The organism is bacterium, assembly GCA_035307765.1.
Taxonomy (GTDB): domain Bacteria; phylum Sysuimicrobiota; class Sysuimicrobiia; order Sysuimicrobiales; family Segetimicrobiaceae; genus Segetimicrobium.
In genome coordinates, this window is sequence record DATGHU010000023.1 from 78,353 (window position 1) to 101,286 (window position 22,934).

The following is a 22,934-nucleotide window of genomic DNA, read 5'->3' on the forward strand; positions in this document are numbered from 1 at the left end:
AGGGCGAGACGTGGGAGCGGCGCACGGCGCCGTGCGCGCGGTTGGTGTCTCCGCCACGTCCTTGGCCGACTCCGAGGGGACGGCCCGTCGCTGGGGGAACCTCCTGGTGTCCACCGGTCCCGAGATGCTCCGGAAATCGGGTGCGCGTGTCGTCGCACGGACCGGCGTCCTTCCCCCTCCGCCGGCCGCTTCTCGGTTTGCGTCCGTCGACACCCCGGAACGGTGGGATGCCCGTACCCTCTGACCCTCTCGCCGGAAATTCTCCGCCGCGGAGGGTCCCGCGAATGAAAGATCTCCCCGTCGAACTGCGACCGCGGGAGCGGCTGCTCACCGACGGGAGTGCGGCGCTCAGTTCCGCGGAGTTGATCGCGGTGCTGCTGCGCACGGGGTCGTCCGGACGCAGCGCCCTCGACGTGGCCACGGAGCTGCTGTGCCGGTACGAGACCCTGGATCGGCTCGCCTCGGCCACCCCGGGGGAGTTGTGCACGACGCCGGGCGTGGGACCGGTCAAGGCGCTGCACCTGCTGGCGGCGTTCGAGGTCGGGCGGCGCCTCGGCAACCTCCCTCCCCACGTCCGCCAGGCCATCCGCACCGCAGCCGATGTCGCTCAGCTCGTGATGCCGGCGTTGAGGTTCCAGGAGACCGAGCGGTTCTGGGTGCTGCTCCTGAACACGAAAAACGAAGTCCTCGGCCGCGCGGAGGTGTCGGCGGGGGGATTGGCGAGCACCCCGGTCGACCCGCGGGAGGTATTCAAGGCGGCCGTGAAGCGCGGGGCCGCCGGGCTGGTCCTCATCCACAATCATCCCTCCGGGGATCCCACTCCCAGCCGGGCGGATGTCGCGCTCACAGCGCGCCTCCGCCGCGCGGGGCGGCTAATGGGCATACCTATCATTGATCATCTGGTGATCGGAGATGGTCGGTACGTCAGCCTCCGGGAGCGGGGCATGTTCGAGGAGGAACCCGAGAGGAGCGTGGAGGGATGATCTTCAACGGGCTGCTGAACCGGTTCAGCCGGGACATGGGCGTGGACCTCGGCACCGCCAATACTCTCGTGTACGTGCGGCACGAGGGCATCGTGCTGCGCGAGCCCTCGGTCGTGGCGAAGCGCGTGGACGGGGGCGAGATCCTGGCGGTGGGGGACGAGGCGAAGAAGATGATCGGCCGCACCCCGGGCGACATCGTGGCCACCCGCCCGCTGCGCGACGGCGTGATCGCGGACTTCGACACCACCGCCGCCATGCTGACCTACTTCATCCGCCATGGGCTGCGGGGCCGCAGCTTCTTGCGGCCGCGGGTCGTCGTGGGCATCCCCAGCGGCGTCACGGAGGTGGAGAAGCGAGCCGTGATCGACGCGACGCTTCAGGCCGGCGCCCGCGAAGCCTATCTGATCGAACAGCCGATGGCCGCGGCGATCGGGGCGGGGCTGCCGGTGTCGGATCCCATCGGCAGCATGGTGGTGGACATCGGTGGCGGCACGACGGAGGTCGCCGTGATCGCCCTCGGTGGGATCGTGACCGCGCGCAGCCTCCGCATCGCGGGAGACGAAATGGACGAGGCGATCATCCAGTACTCGCGCAAGGCCTATAATTTGCTGATCGGGGAGCGCACCTCCGAGGACATCAAGATCGCCGTGGGGTCGGCGTTCCCTCAGCGCGAGGAACAAACGATCGAGGTGCGCGGCCGTGACCTGGTGTCGGGCCTGCCCCGAACGGTGCGGATGACCAGCACGGAGATTCGGGAGGCGATGGCGGAGCCGATCGCGGGGATCGTCGAGGCCGTGAAGATGACGCTCGAGCGGACGCCCCCCGAGCTCGCCGCCGACATCGTCGATCGGGGGATCGTGATGGCCGGCGGCGGGTCGCTGCTCCGCGGCCTCGATCGGCTGCTCGCCGAGGAGACCGGGATGCCGGTGACGCTGACGGAGGATCCGCTGAGCAGCGTCGTGCTCGGCACCGGCAAGGCGCTCGAGGAGATCGAGACGCTGAAGAAGGTGTTCATCTCCAGCAAGCGGTTCTAGGAGTCGTTGTGCTGTCTGAGGGGTTCGGCCGCCGTCGGCGATTCGTCCTGTTCGTTGTGCTGTGCATCCTGGCCCTCGGGGTGCTCACCGAACAGGTTCGCACCCCCGACAAGCGGCGGGCCGGGTGGTTGGGCCGGGGGGTCGAGGCGGTGCTGGCACCGGTCACCGCCGGCCTCTCCCGAGTGAGCGACGCGGTCGGCGGGAGCTGGGTCCTGCTGACGGAGATCGGCACGCTGCGCAGTGAGAACGCGCGGCTGCGCGCGGAGGTGGCGCAACTCCGCTCGGAGAGCGCCCAGCTCCACGAGGCCGCCCAAGAGGCCGTGCGGCTGCGCAAGCTTCTGGCGTTCAAGGAGCAGCCGTACCGCACGGTCGCCGTGCGGGTGATCGGGCGCGATCCCAGCCAGTGGTTCAACACCGTGCTGGTCGACCGAGGGCCCGCCGCCGGCATTCGCCGAAACGATCCGGTCGTCACCAGCGAAGGGCTGGTGGGTCGGGTGATCGAAACGGGAGGCTCGTGGGCCAGGGTGCTCCTGATCCTCGACCCCCGCAGCGCGGTCGGGGTGTTTGTCGGGTCTTCCCGCGATGCCGGGGTGGCGGAAGGTCAGGCGGGACCGATCCTCCGGGTCAAATACCTGTCTCGGGACGCCGAGATCAGGCCGGGCGACCCAATCGTGACGGCGGGGTTGGGAGAAATTTACCCGCGAGGCCTGCCGGTCGGGACGATCGTGGGCGTGACGCGCACGGAGGGGGACCTGTTCCAAGAAGCCCTCGTCCGGCCGGACGCCGACCTCAATCACCTTGAAGAGATGCTCATCCTGGTCACGAGCGCCTCACCGGGGTCTCCGTGATCAGGTACGGTGCCTACGCGGTGCTCGTCGCCGCGGGGCTCGCCTTGCAGACGACGTGGCTGACCCGCGTCAACATCGCCGGGGCCGCGCCGGACCCGGTGCTCGTGGTCGTGATGGTCGTGGGGCTCTTCCACGGGTCCGAAGAAGGCGCGATCTTCGGTGCGGGGGTGGGGCTGCTTCAGGACGTCGCCACCGGGGTGCCGCTAGGGCTCGGAATGCTGGCCGGTCTCTGCGTGGGGTTCGCCGCGGGGCTGGGGGAGCGCGTCATCTATATGGAATACATCTGGCTGCCGGCTCTCGCCGCGGTGGTGCTGAGCGCGATCCGGATGGTGGTGTGGGCCGGCGCGGCGCATCTGGTGGGACTCCTGCAGGCCCCGATTCTCGACGTGATCCGGGTGGGGGTCGCCGCCGCGTGCTATAATGGCGTTATTGCCGTGCCAATTTTCTACGGACTCCACCACCTCGATGGGATTCTGGGCCAGCGCCACGAGGAGTCCCGGTAGGGGTCGTCCCGAGGATGGACCGAGACCTTTTTGAGCACCGCCTCGCCGTGCTGTTCGCGGTGATCAGCGGGTTGTTGGTCGTGCTGGCCCTTCGCCTTTGGCAGATCCAGATCGTCCAGGGCGAGTATTTTCTCCGACTGTCGGAAGAAAACCGGATCCGGGTCAGCCCGGTCGAGGCGCCGCGCGGCCAAATTCTCGACCGTCAGGGGCGGCCGCTGACGCTCAACCGGCCCGCCTTCACCGTGTCCCTCCTTCCCATGGAGCTTCGCCATCCCGAGCAGGTCATCCCGGAGATCGGCCGCCGGCTGGGAATGACCCCCGCCGAGGTCGCCGCCAAGCTGGCCGAGGCGCGCGGGCGGCCCTTCGAGCCGGTGCGCCTGAAGCGCGACGTGCCGAAAGAAGTCATCGCCGCGCTCGAGGAAGATCGGATGGACCTGCCCGGGGTGCTGGTCCAGGTTGAGCCGGTTCGAGACTATCCCTACGGGGTGCTGGCCGCTCACCTGCTCGGGTACCTTGGGGAGATCAACGACCGCGAGCTTGAGTCGCTGCGACCGCGCGGGTACGAGGTCGGAGAGTTGATCGGCAAGGACGGCGTGGAGCGGATCTACGACCGTTACCTGAAGGGTCGAAACGGCCAGATCCAGGCCGAGGTGGACGCGCAGGGCCATCCGCTCCGGGTGCTGGCGACGATTCCGTCCCAACCGGGCGACAACCTCAAGCTGGGCATCGATCTCGACGTTCAGAAAGCCGCGGAGGATGCCCTGGGATCCCGCGTGGGCGCGGTCGTGGCGATGGACCCCCGCGACGGCACGATCGTCGCGCTGGCCAGCCATCCGGCGTTCGACCCCAACCTCTTCGCCACCGGGATCACCACGACCAACTGGAACCGATTGTTGCACGATCCGCTCCAACCGCTGCTCGACCGGTCGACCCAGGGGGGCTACCCCATGGGTTCGGTGTTCAAGATCGTGACCGCGACGGCCGCGCTGGAGCTGGGGTTGGTGCAGGCGGACAGTCGATTTTACTGCCCCGGATTCTACAACCTCGGCGGCCACATCTTTCACGACCATGAGGCCCACGGCAACATCAACTTTCTCGAGGGCATCGCCCAATCGTGCAACGTGGTGTTCTGGACCGTCGCCCGCCCCGTGGGGCCCGAGCACCTCGCCCAGTACGCCCGGATGTACGCGCTGGGCCAGGCGACCGGGATCGACCTGGTCCAGGAAAGCGCCGGCGTCGTGCCCGACCCGGACTGGAAGCGACGGGTGTGGAAGCAGATGTGGTTCGCCGGCGATACCCTGAACACCGCGGTCGGGCAGGGGTACGTACTCGCCACCCCGATCCAGGTGGCGCGCCTGCTCGCGGCGGTCGCGAACGGCGGCACCCTCGTCACCCCGCACCTGGCCACCGAGGTCGTGGCGCCCAAGGGCCGGGTCGTGGCGCGGATCGCGCCCCCGGCGGGAGGGGAAATCCGCCTGCGCCCTGAGACGTGGGCCGTGCTTCGCGCCGGCCTCGCGGCCGTGGTCAGCCGCGGCACCGCGGCGTCGATCCAGATCCCGGGGCTGGCGATCGCCGGGAAGACCGGGACCGCGGAGAACCCGCACGGCAAACCCCACGCCTGGTTCGCCGGGTACGCTCCCGCCGACCACCCGCAGCTCGTGGTCGTGGCCATCGTCGAGAATGTCGGGTTCGGCGCGGAGTTCGCCGCGCCGATCGTGAAGCGCGTATTCGAGGCGGCGTTCGGGATCCCGGAACCGACCCCCGGAGCCCCCAAGCCGTGAGCACCGCGCTGGCCGGCGCCCCCCTCCCGGCCCCGGCGGGGCCCCGCCGGTTCCTCCGCCACCTCGACGTGCTGCTCCTCGGTGCCGTGGTCGCTTTGGTGGGGTTCGGGCTGGTGATGGTCTACAGCAGTACCCACGTCTCGTCCCTGCCGTTCCTGTACGTGCGCAGCCAGGGGCTTCACCTCGCGGTCGGCGTGGCGATCGGCCTTCTCTTGCTTGTGGTCGACTACCGGGTGTTCGCGTCGGGCGCCCGCGCGCTCTACGTGCTCAACCTGCTCCTGCTCGCCGCCGTGCTGGTCGCCGGGCGCACCAGCCTCGGCGCGCAACGCTGGATCCCCCTCGGCCCGCTCGGGCAATTTCAGCCGTCGGAGATGGCCAAGATTGTCATCGTCCTCACGCTCGCCAAGCACATGGCCGACCGCCCGGGGCCCTACCGCTCCGTGTGGAGCCTTCTCCCGTTCCTCGGGCACGTGGCCGTGCCGATGGTGCTGATCTTCAAACAGCCCGACCTGGGGACGGCGCTGGTCTACGGCGCCATCTTCGTCGGCATGCTCTACGCGGCGGGGGCGCGGCGGCGGGACCTCGCCACCCTGGGCGGGGCGGCGTTGGTGGTCGCTCCGATCTTCTGGCACCTGCTCAAGGAATATCAGCGCCGCCGGCTGCTCGCCTTCGTCCACCCCAGCCTCGACCCGCTGGGCTCGGGGTACGGGATCATCCAATCGAAGATCGCGGTGGGCAGTGGCCTGGTGTGGGGGAAGGGATTGTTCGAGGGCACCCAGGGCGTGCTGCGGTTCGTCCCCGAGCACCACACCGACTTCATCTTCTCGGTGATCGGCGAGGAAGTCGGGTTCGTCGGGTCGATGCTGCTGCTGGGGCTGTTCTTGCTCTTCGTCTGGCGCGGGCTGCACATCGCCGCCGTGGCCCGCGATCGGTTCGGCGGCCTGGTCGCGGTGGGGATCGTCTCCATGGTCGCGTTCCACGTGTTCGTGAACGTGGGCATGACCGTGGGGATCATGCCGATCACCGGCATCCCACTGCCGTTCATCAGTTACGGCGGCAGCGCGCTGATGGCCATGGTCTGGGCGACGGCGATCCTGCTGAACGTCGGGATGCGCCACCAAAAAACCGGCATCGGATTTGACGCATCGCCGGCGAGCCCCGTGCGGGTCATCCGCCTCGTGGGCCGGCCGGAGCGTCCGGAGGAGTGAGTCGAGGATGGGGAAGGAGATCCTAGCGAGTGTGGATCCGCTCGAGGTGCGTGTGGCCGTCGTGGAGGACGGCGTCCTCACCGGATTCCTGGTCGAGCGGGGGGCGCCGCTTGCCGGGAACATCTACAAGGGCCGGGTCGCCAGCGTGCTCCCGGGAATGGAAGCCGCATTCGTCGATATCGGCCTGGAGCGCAACGCCTTCCTGCCCCTGGCCGATATTCGCTCCCAGCGCATCGCTCCCACCGACGGGCAGGGGGGCGAAGAGTTGGAGGATCAGATCGGCCGCGGTCCCATCGCCGAGCGCCTGCGGGTCGGCCAGGAGATCCTCCTGCAGGTGACCAAGGAGCCCCGCGGGAGCAAGGGCGCGCGGGCCACAACGTACGTCGCGCTCCCCGGGCACTACGTCGTGCTCATGCCCACCGTCTCGGGGATCGGCGTCAGCCGGCGCATCGAGCACGAGCCGGAGCGGCGGCGCCTCCGCGGGCTGGCCGAGCGGCTCCGCCCCGTCAGGGCCGGGACGGGCGACCGGATGGGCCTAATCGTGCGGACGGCAGCGGAGGGGATGGCCGAGCGGGAACTGGCCGACGACCTGCGGTTTCTCGTCCAGCTCTGGCAGGGTGTGACCGACCGCGCCCGGACGGCGCGGGCCCCGGTCCTCCTCTACCAGGACCTGGGGCTGACCGGTCGGGTCGTCCGCGATCTCTTCACCGGCGAGGTGGAGCGGTTTGTGGTGGATTCCGCGGCCGAGCTGAACCGGATCCGGGACCTCCTCGCTGTGTTTCCCGCGAGCCTGCTGGAGCGCGTCCAGCTTCACCGCGGTCCCGAACCGATCTTCGAGGCCAACGGGGTGGACCGGGAGATCGAGCGCGCGCTGCACCGGAAGGTCTGGTTGCGCAGCGGCGGCTACCTCGTCTTCGACCGGACCGAGGCGGCGACGATGATCGATGTCAACACCGGGAAGTATGTCGGGAAGACCGACCAACCGAGCACGATCCTGCGGACCAACCTCGAGGCGGCCGTTGAGGCGGCGCGCCAGATCCGCCTGCGCGACATCGGCGGCATTATCCTCATCGACTTTATCGACATGGAATCCGAGAAGCACCGGCGCCGGGTGCTCGCGGCGCTCCAGGAGGCGGTGAAGCGGGACCGGACCAAGATCCACATCATCGACCTGACCGGGCTGGGGCTGGTCGAGATCACTCGGAAGCGCGTCTACCAGAACCTTGAGGAGATCATGCGCATGCCCTGCCCGTACTGCGAAGGGCGGGGTCGGGTACTCTCCGCGCAGAGCGTCGCCGTGCGGGTTCGCCGTGAACTGGTGCGCCTGGCGCAGGGATCCCGCGCGGCCGTCCTGCTGGCGCAGGTGCACCCCGAGGTCGCGACCTGCCTCGACGAAGACGCGCGGTGGCGGGAGGCGCTGGAGCGGGAATCCGGGAAGGTCGTGCTGGTCCGCGCGCAGCCCGGCGTGCACCTGGAGCGGGTGAACGTCGTGAGTGCCGTCTCCGCCGAGGCGGCCGAACGCGAGGCCGCTTCCTCGCTGAACGGGAGGGGCGGGCCGGTGTGGATGGAGCCGAGCCGGGGCGAGGTGCTGGATCTGCCCGACGAGAACGGCACCGCCTCACGCGGCGCGGCTCCCCGACGCGGGCTCCTGGCAAGGCTGCGCACGTGGTGGGGCGGGGTGCTGCCCCCGCGCCGCGCCGCCCCCCGGCTGTGGCGCGACGAGCGGACGCACGCGGAGGAGCGTGTCGTGGATCAATGATCCTGTCCCCTTAACGGATAAATGAAAATGTCACCCTCTTGGGATCTGGAGCTGCTGTCGCCGAGCCGCGGCCAGCAGCGGCCGTCGCCACGGGTGATCGGGTGCCGGGATGCGTGGGGGACGACCTGGCTGCGCGTCCCCGTTCGGCGGGAGGGTATTCGGGGACGGTCCGGATTCCGCGCATCGATCTTGGGTCATCCTGAAGGGCCGGTGTCCAAGCGGGAGCCGCTTGGCGCTGAGCCGCTGGCCCTGATGGTAGATGGCGAGCGTGCCGTCGAGGAAGGCGTGGACATCGACCCGCGCGCCGGTGTAGCTGCGCCCGCCTGGGCCGGGAAGGACCTGAAGGAGGCCGCCGTTGAGCTGCACGGTGTTGTCGTGGGCGACGGTGCGTCGATACTTGAAGCAGCAGATGCGCGTGAGGTCGGCGGGCGCCGGCCGCCACGCGGGCTCCGGCTGGGCGGGCAGACGGGCGAAGCGCGCGTTGTAGCGGGGGCGGAAGCGGTCAAAGACGCGCTGGGCCTGGGGGAGGGTCCGCGCCTGCGCGAGGCGGAGTTCGACGACCAGCCGATCCTGAAAGGTGCCAAAGAGCCGCTCCACGCGGCCCGTACCTTGCGGCGAGGCGGCAGGGATCCAGCGGATGCCGAGTTCCTGGAGCGCGCGTCCGACCTGGGTCGAGGCGACCTCGCCCTCGAGCTGCTCCGCCAGGCCGTGCGGCGTGCGCGGATCGCGATGAAAGATGCCATGCCGATCCGTGTAGGCCGCGGCGGGCAGGCCATAGCGGCGGATGAGCTGGCGCAGCAGCAGGAAATAGCCGTGGGTATCCTCCGTGGGGCGAAAGACGCCCGCCAGCACCTCGCCGGTGGCATCGTCGATGGCGGCGAGGAGGACGAGGCGCGGGCCGCGATCCTCGAGCCAGGGATGGTCGCTACCGTCCATCTGGACGAGCAGACCGGCTTGCGGCATCCGCTCGCGGCGGCGGCGATGTTTGGGCGCTCGCCGGGTGCGGGGGCTCCCGATGCCCGCCTGGCGCAGCAGGCGCTGCACGGTGGGCCGGGACAGGCTGAGGCCCTCGTGCTCCCGGAGGAGCTCGGTGAGGTGGTGATCGTTCGCGCCAGCGTAGTGCGTGCGGGCCAGCGTGAGGACCTGCGTCCGAATGGCCTCGGCGAGGCGGCGGGGGGAGGCCCGTCCGCGGTTGCCATGGGCGAGCGCCGCCGGGCCGGCCAGGCGGACCTTCGCCAGCAGGCGCCGGAGGTGACGGAACGAGAGGCCCAGGAGGCGGGCCGCGTCAGGCACCGGGAGGTGCCCCTCGACGACCTGGACCAGGATATGGGCTCGTTGCTGCTCTCTCTTGCTCAAGGTGACTCTCCCCCTGTTCATGCTCCCAGGGTGACAGAATCATTGATCTGTAAGGGGGTGACAGAATCATTGAGCTATTACACGCACGCGGAGGAGCGTTGACACCCCCCGGGTCCCGTGCTACGATTTCGTGGGTTTGGCGAGGGGTGAGCGATGTACGCAGTCATCGAGAGCGGCGGCAAGCAGCTCCGGGTGGAGCCGGGACAGGTGGTTGAGGTCGATCGCCTGTCGGACGAGCGCGGCGCCGAGATCACCCTGGGGCGGGTGCTGATGCTGGTGGACGGGGAGCAGGTCACGGTCGGGGTGCCGACCGTCCCCGGAGCCCGCGTGACCGCGACCGTTCTCGGGCACGCGCGGACCCGCAAGCTCCTCGTCGGGAAGTTTCGCCCGAAGAAGCACTACCGGCGCAAGGTCGGGCACCGGCAGCCGTTCAGCCGGGTGCGCGTCGAGCGGATCGACTCGGAGGGGGCGTCCCGTGGCGCATAAGAAGGGCGGCAGCAGTTCGCGCAACGGGCGGGACAGCAACGCCCAGCGGTTGGGCATCAAGCGGTTTGCCGGCCAGGAGGTCACCGCCGGCAGCGTCTTGGTCCGGCAGCGCGGCACCCACTACCTGCCCGGGGTCAATGTGGGGCGGGGGCGAGACGACACGCTGTTTGCCCTCGCCAGCGGCGTCGTCCGGTTCGAGCGGCGCGGGCGCGACCGGCGGCAGATCTCGGTGCAGCCCGCTGGGTCGTAGGGGTCTGCGGCGAACGATGCCCCGGGTCGTCCGGCCCGGGGTTTTTTGATTCTCGACCTCGCGATGTTCATCGACCTCGCCCGCATCCATGTCGAAGCCGGCAACGGCGGAAACGGCTGCGTCGCCTTTCGGCGGGAGAAATTTGTCCCGAAGGGGGGGCCGTCCGGCGGTGACGGCGGCCGGGGCGGGGACGTGATCCTTGTGGCGGATCCCGATCTGAACACCCTGCTGCCGTTTCGCTACCGCCGCGAGTTCCGCGCACCCCGCGGCGCGCACGGAGAGGGGAGCGGGCGCGCCGGGCGCTCGGCGGAGGACCGGTTCATCTCGGTGCCGGTGGGCACGGTGGTGCTCGACGACGCGACGGGAGAGCGCTTGGCGGATCTGGTGGCGCCGGGCCAGCGATTCGTCGCCGCCGGGGGCGGCCGCGGCGGGAGGGGGAACGCGCACTTCGCCACCCCCACGCACCGTGCGCCCCGCGAGGCCGAACCGGGGGGGATCGGCGGGAACCGCTGGCTGCGTCTGGAGTTGCAGCTGCTGGCCGACGTCGGGTTGGTGGGGTTGCCGAACGCGGGGAAATCCTCGCTGCTCGCCCGGATCTCTGCGGCCCGGCCCAAGGTGGCGGACTATCCTTTCACCACGACCGAGCCGATGCTGGGTGTCGTGCCGCTGCCGGACGCGCCGGGGATCGTGGTGGCAGACATCCCCGGGCTGATCGAGGGGGCGCACCGGGGGGTGGGGCTCGGGCACGAATTCCTCCGCCACATCGAACGGACCCGGGTGCTCGTGCACGTCGTCGACCTCGCCGGCGAGAATCCGCGCCTGCAGCTGGAAACCGTGGAGCGGGAGCTGACCCTGCACTCCACGCCCCTGGCAGGCCGCCCGACGATTGTGGCCGGCAACAAGATCGATCTGCCGGAGGCCCGGGCGCGCTGGGCGGCCTTCGCGATCTTCCTGACACGCCGCGGGCAGACCGGGGTGCCGATCTCGGCGGCGACGGGCGAAGGGATCCCGGCGCTCCTCCAGGCCATCACGGCCGTGCTTCGCGCTCACCCCCGGCCGATTCCGGAGGAGGCGCTGCGGGGGGCCGAGAAGTCGGCGGGACGGCCCTTCGTCGAGCACGGGAATTCCGGAGGCGGGCATGAGTAAGATCGGTCTGATGGGGGGGACATTCGATCCGATTCACTACGGCCACCTCGTCACGGCGGGGGAGGCGCGCTGGCAGTTCGGGCTGGCGCAGGTGATCTTCGTCCCCAACCGGCATCCGCCGCACAAGGACGCCCGCGAAGTGTCGGACCCCGAGGACCGCTACCTGATGACGGTTCTGGCCACGGTGACCAACGCGCTCTTCACGGTGTCGCGGATCGAGATCGATCGGTCGGGACCGTCATACGCGATCGACACGATCCGCGAGTTGCGCCGCACGCACCCCGAGGACGACCTCTACTACATCACCGGGGCGGATGCGCTGCAACAGATCCTCCACGGCGAATGGCGCGATACCGACCAACTGCTGGGACTGTGCCAGTTCATCGCCGCGAGCCGGCCGGGTTACGACGTGGACTCGTCGGCGTGGTCGTCGGCCAACCACCGCCTGGGCGAACGGCTTCGCAACGTCCACACGATGGAGATCCCCGCCATGGCCATCAGCAGCACCGACATCCGAGCGCGCGTGCGCGATGGCCGGCCGATCAAGTACCTGCTGCCCGAGGCGGTGGAGGAGTATATCGCCAAACACCGACTGTACGTGGCCGCCCCCGTCAAGGCCCGCCGGCGGGGTTCGTAGTGGTCCCTTACCCCGCAGGGTTCAAGATGACCGGGGCCGCGGCCCGTTCCGCACGGTGAGAGGGGTGCGCATGCGGCGCGAATCCGCGGTGGGGCGTTAGTGGAGTCGAGGAGAAAGGCGTTGCTGGCGGCCAGCGCCGCCGAATCCAAGTTCGCGGAGCACGTCGTGGTCCTGGATGTCCAGGAGCACACGCCGGTGACCGACTTCTTCGTGATCGCCAGCGGCACCAACCGGATCCAGATCAAGGCCATCACCGAGGCGGTGGAGGAGACCCTGCGCGCGGTCGGCGAGCGGCCGAGTCGAGGCGAGGGGCGGGAGGACGGCCGGTGGGTCCTCCTTGATTTCGGCGATGTCGTGGTGCACATCTTCGCGCCCGTGGACCGTCAGTACTATGACCTCGAGCGGCTGTGGGGTGATGCCCCGATCGTGGAACGTTAGCGAGCCCGAGCTCGCCGTCGGCGTTCGCGGCGAATGTCGCCCCAGCTGAGGGCCTCATCCGATCGCCCGGCGATCTCGTTGTCGTCGGGTCTGCGATCCGGTATAATACGGAACGTCGCTGGAGTTCGTCGTGGGGCTGTAGCTCAGCGGGAGAGCGCCTCTTTGGCGTAGAGGAGGCCGTGGGTTCAATTCCCACCAGCTCCACCAACCCCACACCTTCGCGCCCACGCTTCCGAGGACGGACCGCACAGGGCTGCGACCACCGTGCAGCCGTGCAGAGGCGGTGCCGTGTTCCCGGACCGTCGGCGCGACGGGCGTTCTTGTGGCGACATGCGGAGACGAGGGGGGGTGAGCGGAGCATGTGTTTCAACTGCGGATGCAAGATGCCGGACAATCCGATGGGAGTCGGGCACGCTGGGGCCGAGCCGACGGGGAAGTCGATTACGCGCAAGACGTTCGCAGAGGCGGGGAAAGCGATGGAAGAAAGCGCGGACGAGTCCCAGCGGAATGCCCTGGACCTTTTGAAGAAGGTGCTCGGCGAAAAACCCGCGAAGATCGTGAAAGACCCTTCCGGATACGATCGCTACGACGATCCGTAGGGGGATCCTGCTCGTCGGGGGCCTAGGGCTCAACGGGCGTGAGGGTGGAGACCCCCCGGTCGACGACCCGCCTATCGGTGGTCGGTGTGTCGGGGGCGGGGAAATCCACCATCGCCCGCGCGGCCGCTAAGCATCTCCGAGCTCCCTATATCGAGCTGGACGCCATATATCACGGCCCCAACTGGACCCCGATCCCGCTGTCCGAGTTTCGCCGCACGGTCGCCGAACTGGTTGCGGGGGACGGCTGGGTGATCGACGGGAACTACCGGGATGTTCGCGATCTGGTTTGGGCCCGGGCCACGACGGTGGTGTGGGTCGATCCTCCCAGGCCGGTAGTGATGGCGCAGGTGATCTGGAGGTCAATGCTGCGCGCCGCCACCGGGGAAGAGCTCTGGCACGGCAATCGTGAAGACATCCGCGCGTGGCTCGATCCCGAGCACCCCATTCGCTGGGCTTGGCGCACCTATCGCCAGCGGCGTTCGGAGCATGAATCCCTGATGGCGCCGCACTGGGTCCGGCTGCGGTCGCGGGGGGACGCCCGTCGGTGGCTCGATTCGCTGCGGTGAGGCCCGACTCCCCGAAACGCACTTCCCGTCAGGATGCGGCCAGCCGTCCCGAGCGGCCTGTTTTCCCTCACCCTCACCCGCCGCCCCGAGTCGCGAACGCCTCGCGCACTTGGGCGCGGTCCCGAGTCGCGGCGAACCGTTCCGTATCCCGGGCATCGCCCACACGGCTCCCGCCGCCCGGCCGGATGTCCTCGTCGGAGTCCCCGCACGGCGTGTCTAAGGCCACGCGCTCGCGGGCACGATAGGTGACGAGGCCTGTGACGCTTCATGCGGAAGACGACGAACGACACGCGCAGCACAACGCCCGCCCGGAGGTCGCACCCGAGACGGCCGGATAAGGCGCTCGCATTCCTGGCGAGCCTCGCCAGCGAATTCACGGCAGTGCTCAACCTCAACCAACTTGTCGATCGAGTCCTGGAGTCCCTGCGGGCACAGGTGGGGTTCGATTCGTGCACGATCGGGCTCCTCGACGAGCGCGCCGGGGATTGCATCACGGTCGTGGGCGCCGCCGGCCTGCGGGTTGACTTCCGGGGGTTGGTCATTCCTCGGGGGCACGGCCTCCACTGGGCGGTCATGGACGCCGCCGGGCCCCTCTACGTTCCCGATATGCAGGCCGACCTTCGAGTGTTCCGGCGTGACGTTCGGGTGCGATCGGGGATTTACGCACCCCTGATTGTCCACGGCCGGCCGATTGGAGTGTTGAGCGCTCACCGCAGCGCGGTCGCGGCGTTCACCCAGGGCGAGCTTGACCTGCTCACGGTCGTGGCTCGGTATCTGACCGGAGCCTTTGAAGTGGCGCGCCTGCACGAGCAATTCCGCGTGCTCGCCGCGACGGACACGCTGACGGGCCTCTCCAATCGGCGTGCGTTCATCACCCGCCTGGAATCGGAATTGGACCGCAGTCGCCGCGCCGGCCGCTCGTTCAGCCTGGCCTTGGTTGATGTGGACGGGTTCAAAGAGATCAATGATACCTACGGGCATGCCGTCGGGGATGCGGCGCTCATCAAGATCGCCGGCACGTTCAAGCGGAGCATTCGCGCGTACGATCTGGCGGCGCGGTTTGGCGGCGATGAGTTCGTGTTCTTGTTCCCGGATACTGCCGCCACCCTGGGCGAAACCGTTCTCCGTCGGTTGATGCGGCAGGAAATTTCTGTTGGGGAGACAGGAGGCAGCGTCCTGCTCACCCTGTCGTGGGGCATCGCCGCCTGGCCGGATGACAGCGATGACCCGCTGGGACTGATCCGCGCGGCCGACGCCCGGCTGTATGCGAAAAAACGCGAGCAGCCCCATGCTCAACCCGCCAAGGGGCATGGGCCCCAAAAAGGATCTCTGCGGCGTACCCGCCTGCGCCACACGCGGTGATGCAATCCTCAGCCTGATTGGGACGGGACCGTTAGCCAGCCGGAGTGCAGGTCAACGGGCCGCGCCCGCGGAGGCCGCGCCCACCCGTCGCTCCACGGCCGCCGATGATTCCCTGGCGTCTCAGCGCCGTGGGATTCGGGCACACACATTGGTGTGATGGCGATGACAAAACGACGCGGCTATATCGCTCTACTGCTCCTCGGAAGCCTCTTGGTCGGAGGAGTCATCATCGAACTCGTTCGGGGGTCGGCGTTCGGGAAACCTCGGATCTAACCTCACTTTAGACACCCCAATCCGCAGGCCTGCCTCAGCCCGAGCCCCGCGCCCACCTGTTCGCCGAGGTAGCAGGTGACGTCGGTGACGCCCTCCGCACGGCCCAAGGGCAACGCTCGCTGAGCGCCGAAGACTCGAAGGACCAAACGGCGGATTCACCGGCTGGCGAACCGCGAGCATCACGAGCGGCGCGAAGACTTGGAGCTCTGTCGGGGAGTTGTCAAGTAATTGGGGATGAACACTCGCGTACTGCCCGTGCAACGCCTGCCAATACGTGAAGACACGACCGCACTCCGAGATCATCGTACGGCGGCCCTCCGGAGATGCCATGGGGGCCAGGGCCGTCTCGTGTGCCCTGTTCTCTGTCGACGTTCTCCGCTCTCCCGGAGAGCCCCCGCGCCAGCCGGCGTCCTTTCGTGAGTGGTGCCCCGGGGGGGGATGAAGTCCTTGGGCTCCCGCGTCCGAGCAGGGCCGACGTTCTTCCTGCGCGTCTACGCGTTGGTGAGGCGGATCCCACGGGGTCGGGTCACCAGTTACGGGGCGATCGCGCGGGCGCTCGGGGCGCCCCGCGGAGCCCGGACGGTCGGCTGGGCCCTGCGCACGTCCGGGCCGGGGGTGCCGTGGCATCGTGTGGTCAACGCCGGCGGTAAGATCAGCTGGCGTCCGACCGGAGGACCTCGCCGGCAGCGGATGCTCTTGGAGCGCGAGGGCGTGCGGTTCGACCGCGAGGGGCGGATCGATCTGGACGCGTTTGGATGGCGAACCTTGTGAGGCCCGATTCTCAAACTACGCGCCGCGCCGGTAGCGGCCACGTGGGGGAGGTGAATGAACAGTGTCGCGGCAGCGCATCTCGTCGGGGGCTCCGTGGGAGCCTATCGTAGGCTACTCGCGGGCCGTCCGAGTCGGATCGGTCGTGCACGTCTCGGGGACCACCGCGGTCGACACGCAAGGGAAGATCGTCGGGCGGGGCGATCCCTACGCGCAGGCGATCCAAACGCTTCAGAACATCGAGATGGCCCTTCGGCAGGCGGGCGCGGAGATGACGGACGTCGTTCGCACGCGGATGTACGTGACGGACATCGATCACTGGGAGCAGATCGGCCGAGCCCACGCCGAGTTCTTCCGGGAGGTCCGCCCTGCGGCGACATTGGTTGGGGTGACCCGCCTGGTCGATCCGGAGATGTTGGTTGAAATCGAAGTCGAGGCGATTGTCGGCGAACCATCGCTCGTTCCCCCTTAGGTGCCCCCGGACCGGAGGGGTCGCGGCGGCGAGGCCTGATCGGCTCCACCCCCTTTCGCAGCGCGGTCCATCCTCGGGCTCCAAGGTCTAGGATCGTCGACAGGTGGGCATTTTCCTGGAAGAAGGTGATAAGATTGGCGATCGGTGCGCCGGTCTAGACCGGCCCGTGCCGACCCTGTCCATCGCCGAGTCCCGCCGCTCCCACCGCATGGTACGACCGCTCGATGGCGGCTCGAAGGAGAGGAACCCAGACACCGATGCGGATTACCATGCTGCAGTGGGCGGTGGGGCTGTTTTGCGCGCTGATCGGGGCGCTGATGATCACGGTTCCTGAGCAGTTCGACACCCCCGCCTATGCGGCATTCGTTCCACACCTGACCGGGTGGGGGTTGGCGTTCCTCGTGGCCGGGAACGGCCTGCTCGCCGTCGCCATCTTCAGTCCCCGGCGGACGCTGACGATCGTCGGCCACCTGCTGGCCGCCGGTGTCGTGCTCGCTCTCGCCCGGGGTTTCACCGTCCCCGGGATCTGGACCGCGACGTGTCAGTATGCGGTCCTCGGACTGGGAACGGCGATCGCACCGTTCATCCGCGGACCCGGCGGGCCGGAGGAGTGGCGCGGGGGGCGCCATCTGTTCGGCCTGCTGATGGGCCTAGGCGCGATGGCGTCGGGGCTCATGTTCTGGGGGTTCCCACGCCAATTTCTCGCGCCGTTCTACGACGTGGTTCGCCCTCATCTTGCGCTGTATGGGTTGATCTTCGTGGGCGGCGGGGGAGCGCTCGTCTTCGCCCAACTACCCCAGCTCCCTCGGTGGGCCACCAGGGTGCTCTATCCGGTCGGCGGTGGGGCGTTACTCGTTTCTCTCGCAACGACAGCTCTGCCGGCCCGGTACTGGACCGGGATCGTCTATGGCGGCGCATTTGGCCTGCTCCTCGTCCTCCAGCCGTGGATGGGACCGTTACTCTATGCGATCAGGCCGAGTTCGCTTCGCGCGCGGATCGCCTTGGCGCTGGCGGTTGCTGCGGCGGTCCCGCTGATCTTTGCGGTGGGCTTCGTCACCGGAGAGGAAGAGCGGTCGGCAACGCAGCAGGCACTCGTGCTTCAGCAGACGCTCGCGAAGTCGCTGGCCGATCAGATTTCCGACTTCGTCGTCCAACATCGGGCCGCCGCGGTCACCCTGGCCGATTCGCTCAGCCTCTCGGGACTGGATCATGGGGGGGAGGAGGCCCTGCTGCGCGCGGTCGCCGGCGAGTCTCCCGACATCGTGGCGTTCTCCAGCTACGACGCCGCCGGGCAACCACGCGCGCGCAGTGACGGGCGCCCTCTGCACGCCGCCAACGGCCTGCATGTGTTTGAGGCGGCGAGGGAGACCAACGGGCTATCGGTCGATTTCTATGTCTCACCGACGATTCACCAGCTGGTCATGGGGTTTGCGGCCCCGACGCGCTCCTCGGACGGACAATTTTCGGGGGCAGTGCTCGGTACGGTGGAAGCATCCAGCATCGACGACATCCTAAGGAGGGTCAGCACCGACATCGCTGGTGCGAGTTACCTAGTTGACGAGGCGGGCCGCGTGATTGCGTCCGGAGACGCCACCCGGTACCCGCTCCACACGGACCTGTCCGGTGCGCCGCCAGTAACCGAGATGCTCCTGGGCAGTCACCTTCCGGGGTCGCTCATCTACCGCGGCGCGGAAGGCGTGCGTGTGGTTGGGTACGCGCGCCTGGACGATGTCACCTGGGGCGTGGTCGTGGAGCGCCCTCGGGCGGCCGCGCTGGCGGGGGCGGACAGAGTTCGTGAGCGCGCCTTCCAGGTCCACCTGCTCCTGATCGGGCTGGCCGCCCTGGCTGGGATCGTCCTGGCCAGCGCCATCGCCAAGCCCTTGGAGGGGCTCGCCCGGGAGGTCACCCGATTCGACGAAGGGACCAGTCACGATCCGGTTCCCCACAGCGCCGTCGCCGAGGTGCGAGAGCTTTCCACCGCATTCGAGGAGATGCGCACCCGCCTGGCGGCCCGCACGGCGGAGCGCGCACGGGCGGAAGGGGAGCGGGTCGAGGCGCTCGGGCGAGAGCGGCGCCTCTCCAACCACGTCCGCCTGCTGCTCGAATCTGTCACGGAGGGAGTCTACGGCATTGATATGCAGGGGTGCTGCACGTTTATCAACCAGACCGCAGCGAACGTGCTCGGGTATGCTCCCGATGAACTGATCGGCCGGGACATGCACGCCGTGCTGCACCACAGCTTGGCCGATGGCTCACCGTATCCGGTCGAGGCCTGCCCGATCCTTCGGGCGCTCCGGACCGGCCATGCGTGCCGAATCGACAGCGAGGTCTTCTGGCGCCGGGACGGCACGTCGTTTCCCGTCGAGTTCTCATCGGGACCGATCGTGGGGGAGCACGGGCTGGAGGGGGCGGTGGTGGCGTTTGAGGACATCACGGCGCGCCGTCGCAACGAAGCGGCGCTGCAGGCGAGCGAAGAGCGGATCCGCCTGATCATCGAGACGGCCCAGGACGCGTTCGTGGCCACAGATCCCGACGGGTTGATCACCGCTTGGAATGCCCAGGCGGAGGCGACGTTTGGCTGGCCGCGGTCGGAGGCGGTCGGCCGCCGATTGTCCGACACGATCATTCCCCCCCAAGCTCGGGACACACACGAGGGGAGGTTGAAGCAGGTCCTCGCCGCGGGCGGCGTTGCGGTCTTCGACAGGCGGTTTGAGACGACGGCCCTCCACCGCGATGGCCACGAATTCCCCGTCGAGTTTTCGGTCTCCCCCGTGCGGGCGGGCGATGCGTTCAGCTTCAACATCTTTGTCCACGACATCTCCGAGCGCAAGCAGACCGAGCTGGCGTTGCGGGAGCGGGAAGCCCGCATTAGCGCGATCATGGACTCGACGTCCGACGGGATCCTCTTTGTCGGCCTGAACGGTCGGATCCAGACGGCCAACCGCCGGGCGGGAGTGCTCCTGGCACAGCCGCTGGGGTCGACGGCGAAGGGTGATCTGCGGGATCTCCTCGCCTCGGTGGGGGTTGAGCTCGCCGAGTGCGAGACCGTGCTCGACACGATCAAGGCGCTGCGGGAAGGAAGATCGGTCAGCGGGGAGGGTGACCTCGAGTTGTCGGTGACCAAGCGCGTGCTGCACTGGGAGATGCAGCCCACCTGGGGAGCGGGGGGAACGATTGCCGGGTACACCTTGACCCTCCACGACATGACCGAGGAGCGAGAGGTCAGCCGGATGAAGTCCGACTTTGTTTCCTTCGTCACCCACCAGCTGCGTACTCCGCTGTCGGGGATCAAGTGGATGCTGGAACTGGCGGCGGAGACGGAGGCGGCGGAGGACCTCCGCCAATACATCGACGATGCGCGTGCGGCCAATCAGCGGTTGATCCACCTCGTCAACGATCTGTTGGACGTCTCTCGGCTTGAGAGCGGACGCCTCACGCTTACCTCCCAGGAACTGGACCTGACGGAGCTCACCAAGAGCGTCTTGGCCGAACTGGCCCCGATCATCCACGAGAAAGGCCATCGCCTCACGGTCGCCCCGGCCGAGACGCCCCCCCCCGTGCAGGCGGACCCGCAGCTGATGCGGCAGGTGGTGATGAACCTCCTGTCCAACGCCATTAAGTACACACCGGGGCCGGGAGACATCATCCTGCGCGTCGGCCAGGAGAATGGGGGGGTGACCTGGGCGGTCCAGGACAGCGGCATCGGAATCCCCCAGGCCTCGATGTCGAAGTTGTTTGAGAAGTTCTATCGGGCGGACAACGTGGCCATCCTGGAAACCGAAGGCACGGGCCTCGGCCTCTATCTCGTCCGGCTGATCGTGGAGCGGCACGGGGGGCGGATCTGGTGCGAATCGGAAGAGGGTAAGGGGTCGACGTTTCACTTCATGCTGCCGTTTCCGAGGGGGCACTGATGGGAGCTCGACACCGTATCTTGATCGTCGAGGACGATCGGTTCCTCCGGCGGGCCTGCCAAGCCGGCCTCGAACAGCGAGGCTACACCGTGACCACGGCGCAGGATGGGGCGGAGGGCCTTCGGCTCGCGCAGGCGGAACTCCCCGACCTCATCCTGCTCGATCTGCTCATGCCGAAGCTCCCCGGGATCGAGGTGTTGCGGGCCCTCAAGGCCGGGGAGGAGACCCGCGCCATTCCGGTCCTCATCTTGTCCAATTCGTCGCGCGACCTTGATATTAACCTGGTGCAGGAGTTGGGCGCCGTCGGGTCTTTGGTCAAGGCGAACCTGTCGCTGCAGGATCTGGGCGAACGGGTGAAGCGGATCCTGGAGGCCCCCGGGGACGATGCCTGAGGGGACACGGCGCATCCTCATCGTCGAAGACGACCGCTTTCTCCGCAAAGCGGCAGAGGCCGCCCTCCGCCGGCACGGGTTCGCGGTGCTGACGGCCGCGGATGGCGAGGAGGGATTGCGGGTCGCCCGGGCCGAGGTTCCCGACCTCGTCCTCCTTGACCTGATCATGCCCGGCCTCCAGGGCTTCGAAGTGCTGCGGCAGCTGAAAGCGAATGACGCCACTTCCAAAATCCCGGTCATCGTGATGAGCAATCTCAGTCAGGACAACGACATGGAGCAGGCCCTCATCGGCGGCGCGGAAGCCTACCTGATCAAGGCCAACCTGTCCCTCGACGACCTCGTCAAGCGGATCAAAGACCTGTTTGCGGCGAGGGCGGGCTGATGGCGGGCGTGCGGGCGAGCGAACAAGAGCTCAAGGACCTGCTGGTGACGCAGCTGGAGGTCCTCGACGAGGCCGAGTTCGGCAAGGTCCGCGAGCTGGCGGACCGCTTTAAGATCCCCTTCGAGCAGGCCCTGGTCGAGCGGGGCGGCGTGCCGATGCACTTCCTGTTGGAGAGCCTGGGGAAAGCCTGGGGCGTCGGGTTCAAGGAACTGCGGGCATCGGACGTCCGCCCGGACGCCCTCCGGCTGGTGCCGGAGGAGTTTGCGCGGTCCCGCACCCTGCTGCCCTTCGCCGTTCGCGACGGACAGCTCCACGTTGCGATGTGGGATCCGCGCGATCAGCCCGCCATCGACGAGCTGCAGCGCATGGCCTGGATGCGGGTCGTGCCGCACCTGGCGACGGAGACCGCGATTCAGCGCGCGCTCCTCCTCTACAAGGGAGACCTGCACGCCATTCTCGAACGCGCCGTCACCGAGCGGGCGGCGGTCGTGTCTGGCGACGGGGACGACCAAGGGCGCTCGGCGATCACCCTTCTGGACAGCATCCTCGAGTACGCGGTCGTCTCCGAGGCGTCGGACGTCCACATCGAGCCCTACGAACTCGAGGCCTATGTCCGGTACCGGATCGACGGCGCCCTGCACGATGTGCTCAGCCTTCCCAGCAGCGTCATGCCGTCGCTCCTGGCCCGCATCAAGATCCTCAGCGAGATGCGCATCGACGAGAAGCGGGTACCGCAGGACGGCCGGTTCGACGCGACCTTCGGCGGGCTGAAGCTGGATTTCCGGGTCGCGACCATGCCGACGCATTGGGGCGAAAAAGCGGTGATCCGGCTCTTGACCAAGGAGCGGGCGCTGCTGGATCTCGAGGATCTGGGATTCTTGCCCGCCGACCGGGAGATCGTCACGCGGGGCATCAGCCGCCCCTTCGGGTTGATCCTGATCACCGGCCCGACGGGGTCGGGGAAGACGACGACGCTGTACGCGACGCTGACCCGCCTCTTTATCGAACGGCACAACGTCGTGAATATCTCCACGGTGGAAGACCCGGTCGAGTACACGATCCCCCGTGTGAACCAGATCTCGATCAACCCGGTGGCCGGCATGACCTTCGCCTCGGGCCTGCGGGCGCTGCTGCGGCAGGACCCCGACATCATCATGGTGGGCGAGATCCGAGATCGGGAAACGGTTGAGATGGCAATCCGCGCGGCGCTGGTGGGCCGGCTGGTTTTGTCGACCCTGCACACGAACGACGCCACGAGCGCGGTTCCCCGCCTGCTGGACCTGGGGATCGAGCCGTTTCTGATCAATTCCACGCTCGCGCTCGTGATGGCCCAGCGGTTGGTCCGGAAGATCTGCCTCCACTGCCGTCAGAGCGTGCCGCTCGAGCGCGACACCCTCGAGCGGCTGCGGGCCCGGGCCGACTACGAGGAGACGATCCGCATCCTTCAAGCGGAGGGTGTCCTGGGCCATTCGGCCGACCCCCTCTCCGGCCTCCACGTCTTCAAGGGCAAGGGGTGCCCGCAGTGTCTCGGCAGCGGGTACCGGGGGCGGATGGGGGTGTTTGAGCTGTTCGAGGTGACCGACACCATCCGCACGATGATTCTGGAAAGGCGCGACGCCTCGGCGATCCGTAAGGTCGCCATCGCGGGCGGAATGCGGACGATGTTCTGGGACGGCCTGGCCAAGTCGATCATGGGCGAGACGACGATCGAAGAGGTGTTCCGGGTCGCCCTGTAGACGTGCGGCGGTGTTCCGCGCGCGCGCGGTCCCCGTCCAGGGGG

Annotated in this window: 22 protein-coding genes and 1 tRNA gene; 22 read left to right on the forward strand and 1 reads right to left on the reverse strand. The window is 68.4% G+C overall.

Features of this window, described 5'->3' with window-relative positions; genetic code table 11:
- Positions 1-284: 284 nt before the first annotated feature.
- From radC to VKV57_07310, 7 genes are read left to right on the forward strand one after another with little or no spacing between them, the layout of a single operon-like run.
- Complete coding sequence (radC, locus tag VKV57_07280; protein HLW59714.1) at positions 285-983, forward strand: DNA repair protein RadC; 699 nt, start codon at positions 285-287, stop codon at positions 981-983.
- Positions 980-2,017 (forward strand): rod shape-determining protein, encoded by a 1,038-nt coding sequence (locus tag VKV57_07285; protein HLW59715.1) that lies wholly within the window; start codon positions 980-982, stop codon positions 2,015-2,017. Before radC ends, VKV57_07285 begins: the two co-directional genes overlap by 4 nt.
- A gap of 8 nt (positions 2,018-2,025) precedes the next feature.
- Positions 2,026-2,865, forward strand: coding sequence for a rod shape-determining protein MreC (gene mreC / locus VKV57_07290; GenBank protein ID HLW59716.1), 840 nt, complete (start codon positions 2,026-2,028; stop codon positions 2,863-2,865).
- Positions 2,862-3,368, forward strand: coding sequence for a rod shape-determining protein MreD (mreD, locus tag VKV57_07295; GenBank protein HLW59717.1), 507 nt, complete (start codon positions 2,862-2,864; stop codon positions 3,366-3,368). Before mreC ends, mreD begins: the two co-directional genes overlap by 4 nt.
- Before the next feature lie 14 nt (positions 3,369-3,382).
- A complete protein-coding gene (gene mrdA / locus VKV57_07300) occupies positions 3,383-5,149 on the forward strand; it encodes a penicillin-binding protein 2 (GenBank protein HLW59718.1) in 1,767 nt (588 codons plus the stop codon).
- Positions 5,146-6,357, forward strand: a complete 1,212-nt coding sequence (gene rodA, locus VKV57_07305; GenBank protein ID HLW59719.1) for a rod shape-determining protein RodA — start codon at positions 5,146-5,148, stop codon at positions 6,355-6,357. The genes mrdA and rodA overlap by 4 nt, the downstream gene beginning before the upstream one ends.
- 7 nt (positions 6,358-6,364) lie before the next feature.
- Positions 6,365-8,116, forward strand: a complete 1,752-nt coding sequence (locus tag VKV57_07310) for an Rne/Rng family ribonuclease (protein HLW59720.1) — start codon at positions 6,365-6,367, stop codon at positions 8,114-8,116.
- Between the two features lie 30 nt (positions 8,117-8,146).
- Here VKV57_07310 and VKV57_07315 read toward each other — a convergent pair whose 3' ends face one another.
- Positions 8,147-9,472 (reverse strand): ISNCY family transposase, encoded by a 1,326-nt coding sequence (locus VKV57_07315; GenBank protein ID HLW59721.1) that lies wholly within the window; start codon positions 9,470-9,472, stop codon positions 8,147-8,149.
- A 153-nt stretch (positions 9,473-9,625) separates the two neighbouring features.
- On the opposite strand from VKV57_07315, the gene rplU reads away from it, so the two are divergent.
- The 15 genes from rplU (at position 9,626) to VKV57_07390 (ending at position 22,890) form a co-directional block, all read left to right on the forward strand.
- Positions 9,626-9,958 (forward strand): 50S ribosomal protein L21, encoded by a 333-nt coding sequence (gene rplU / locus VKV57_07320; protein HLW59722.1) that lies wholly within the window; start codon positions 9,626-9,628, stop codon positions 9,956-9,958.
- Entirely contained in the window at positions 9,948-10,208 is a 261-nt protein-coding gene (gene rpmA / locus VKV57_07325) for a 50S ribosomal protein L27 (GenBank protein ID HLW59723.1), read from the forward strand. Before rplU ends, rpmA begins: the two co-directional genes overlap by 11 nt.
- 45 nt (positions 10,209-10,253) lie before the next feature.
- Positions 10,254-11,354, forward strand: coding sequence for a GTPase ObgE (gene obgE / locus VKV57_07330; GenBank protein ID HLW59724.1), 1,101 nt, complete (start codon positions 10,254-10,256; stop codon positions 11,352-11,354).
- A complete protein-coding gene (gene nadD, locus VKV57_07335) occupies positions 11,347-11,991 on the forward strand; it encodes a nicotinate-nucleotide adenylyltransferase (GenBank protein ID HLW59725.1) in 645 nt (214 codons plus the stop codon). Before obgE ends, nadD begins: the two co-directional genes overlap by 8 nt.
- Before the next feature lie 120 nt (positions 11,992-12,111).
- Positions 12,112-12,429: a ribosome silencing factor gene (gene rsfS, locus VKV57_07340; GenBank protein HLW59726.1), complete on the forward strand. Its 318-nt coding sequence runs from the start codon at positions 12,112-12,114 to the stop codon at positions 12,427-12,429.
- 132 nt (positions 12,430-12,561) lie between these two features.
- A tRNA-Ala gene (locus VKV57_07345) sits at positions 12,562-12,636 on the forward strand.
- A 176-nt stretch (positions 12,637-12,812) separates the two neighbouring features.
- Positions 12,813-13,028 carry a hypothetical protein gene (locus VKV57_07350; GenBank protein HLW59727.1) on the forward strand — a complete coding sequence of 72 codons (216 nt, stop codon included), beginning with the start codon at positions 12,813-12,815 and terminating at the stop codon, positions 13,026-13,028.
- A gap of 38 nt (positions 13,029-13,066) precedes the next feature.
- Entirely contained in the window at positions 13,067-13,594 is a 528-nt protein-coding gene (locus VKV57_07355) for a hypothetical protein (protein ID HLW59728.1), read from the forward strand.
- 267 nt (positions 13,595-13,861) lie between these two features.
- Entirely contained in the window at positions 13,862-14,956 is a 1,095-nt protein-coding gene (locus tag VKV57_07360; protein ID HLW59729.1) for a sensor domain-containing diguanylate cyclase, read from the forward strand.
- Positions 14,957-15,667: 711 nt separating this feature from the next.
- Positions 15,668-16,000, forward strand: a complete 333-nt coding sequence (locus VKV57_07365; protein HLW59730.1) for an MGMT family protein — start codon at positions 15,668-15,670, stop codon at positions 15,998-16,000.
- A 61-nt stretch (positions 16,001-16,061) separates the two neighbouring features.
- Positions 16,062-16,469, forward strand: a complete 408-nt coding sequence (locus VKV57_07370) for a RidA family protein (GenBank protein ID HLW59731.1) — start codon at positions 16,062-16,064, stop codon at positions 16,467-16,469.
- Positions 16,470-16,726: 257 nt separating this feature from the next.
- Positions 16,727-20,380, forward strand: a complete 3,654-nt coding sequence (locus tag VKV57_07375; protein ID HLW59732.1) for a PAS domain S-box protein — start codon at positions 16,727-16,729, stop codon at positions 20,378-20,380.
- Positions 20,380-20,772 (forward strand): response regulator, encoded by a 393-nt coding sequence (locus VKV57_07380; GenBank protein HLW59733.1) that lies wholly within the window; start codon positions 20,380-20,382, stop codon positions 20,770-20,772. Before VKV57_07375 ends, VKV57_07380 begins: the two co-directional genes overlap by 1 nt.
- Positions 20,765-21,154, forward strand: coding sequence for a response regulator (locus VKV57_07385; protein ID HLW59734.1), 390 nt, complete (start codon positions 20,765-20,767; stop codon positions 21,152-21,154). The genes VKV57_07380 and VKV57_07385 overlap by 8 nt, the downstream gene beginning before the upstream one ends.
- Entirely contained in the window at positions 21,154-22,890 is a 1,737-nt protein-coding gene (locus VKV57_07390; protein HLW59735.1) for a GspE/PulE family protein, read from the forward strand. Before VKV57_07385 ends, VKV57_07390 begins: the two co-directional genes overlap by 1 nt.
- Positions 22,891-22,934 lie beyond the last annotated feature (44 nt).

Bases quoted from the DNA above. Each gene is read 5' to 3' on its own strand.
- VKV57_07310 (HLW59720.1), top strand. From the start codon at position 6,365: ATGGGGAAGGAGATCCTAGCGAGTGTGGATCCGCTCGAGGTGCGTGTG.
- VKV57_07285 (HLW59715.1), top strand. From the start codon at position 980: ATGATCTTCAACGGGCTGCTGAACCGGTTCAGCCGGGACATGGGCGTG.
- VKV57_07390 (HLW59735.1), top strand. From the start codon at position 21,154: ATGGCGGGCGTGCGGGCGAGCGAACAAGAGCTCAAGGACCTGCTGGTG.
- VKV57_07380 (HLW59733.1), top strand. From the start codon at position 20,380: ATGGGAGCTCGACACCGTATCTTGATCGTCGAGGACGATCGGTTCCTC.
- VKV57_07365 (HLW59730.1), top strand. From the start codon at position 15,668: ATGAAGTCCTTGGGCTCCCGCGTCCGAGCAGGGCCGACGTTCTTCCTG.
- radC (HLW59714.1), top strand. From the start codon at position 285: ATGAAAGATCTCCCCGTCGAACTGCGACCGCGGGAGCGGCTGCTCACC.
- VKV57_07385 (HLW59734.1), top strand. From the start codon at position 20,765: ATGCCTGAGGGGACACGGCGCATCCTCATCGTCGAAGACGACCGCTTT.
- VKV57_07375 (HLW59732.1), top strand. From the start codon at position 16,727: ATGCGGATTACCATGCTGCAGTGGGCGGTGGGGCTGTTTTGCGCGCTG.
- nadD (HLW59725.1), top strand. From the start codon at position 11,347: ATGAGTAAGATCGGTCTGATGGGGGGGACATTCGATCCGATTCACTAC.
- rplU (HLW59722.1), top strand. From the start codon at position 9,626: ATGTACGCAGTCATCGAGAGCGGCGGCAAGCAGCTCCGGGTGGAGCCG.
- VKV57_07350 (HLW59727.1), top strand. From the start codon at position 12,813: ATGCCGGACAATCCGATGGGAGTCGGGCACGCTGGGGCCGAGCCGACG.
- VKV57_07360 (HLW59729.1), top strand. From the start codon at position 13,862: ATGCGGAAGACGACGAACGACACGCGCAGCACAACGCCCGCCCGGAGG.
- mrdA (HLW59718.1), top strand. From the start codon at position 3,383: ATGGACCGAGACCTTTTTGAGCACCGCCTCGCCGTGCTGTTCGCGGTG.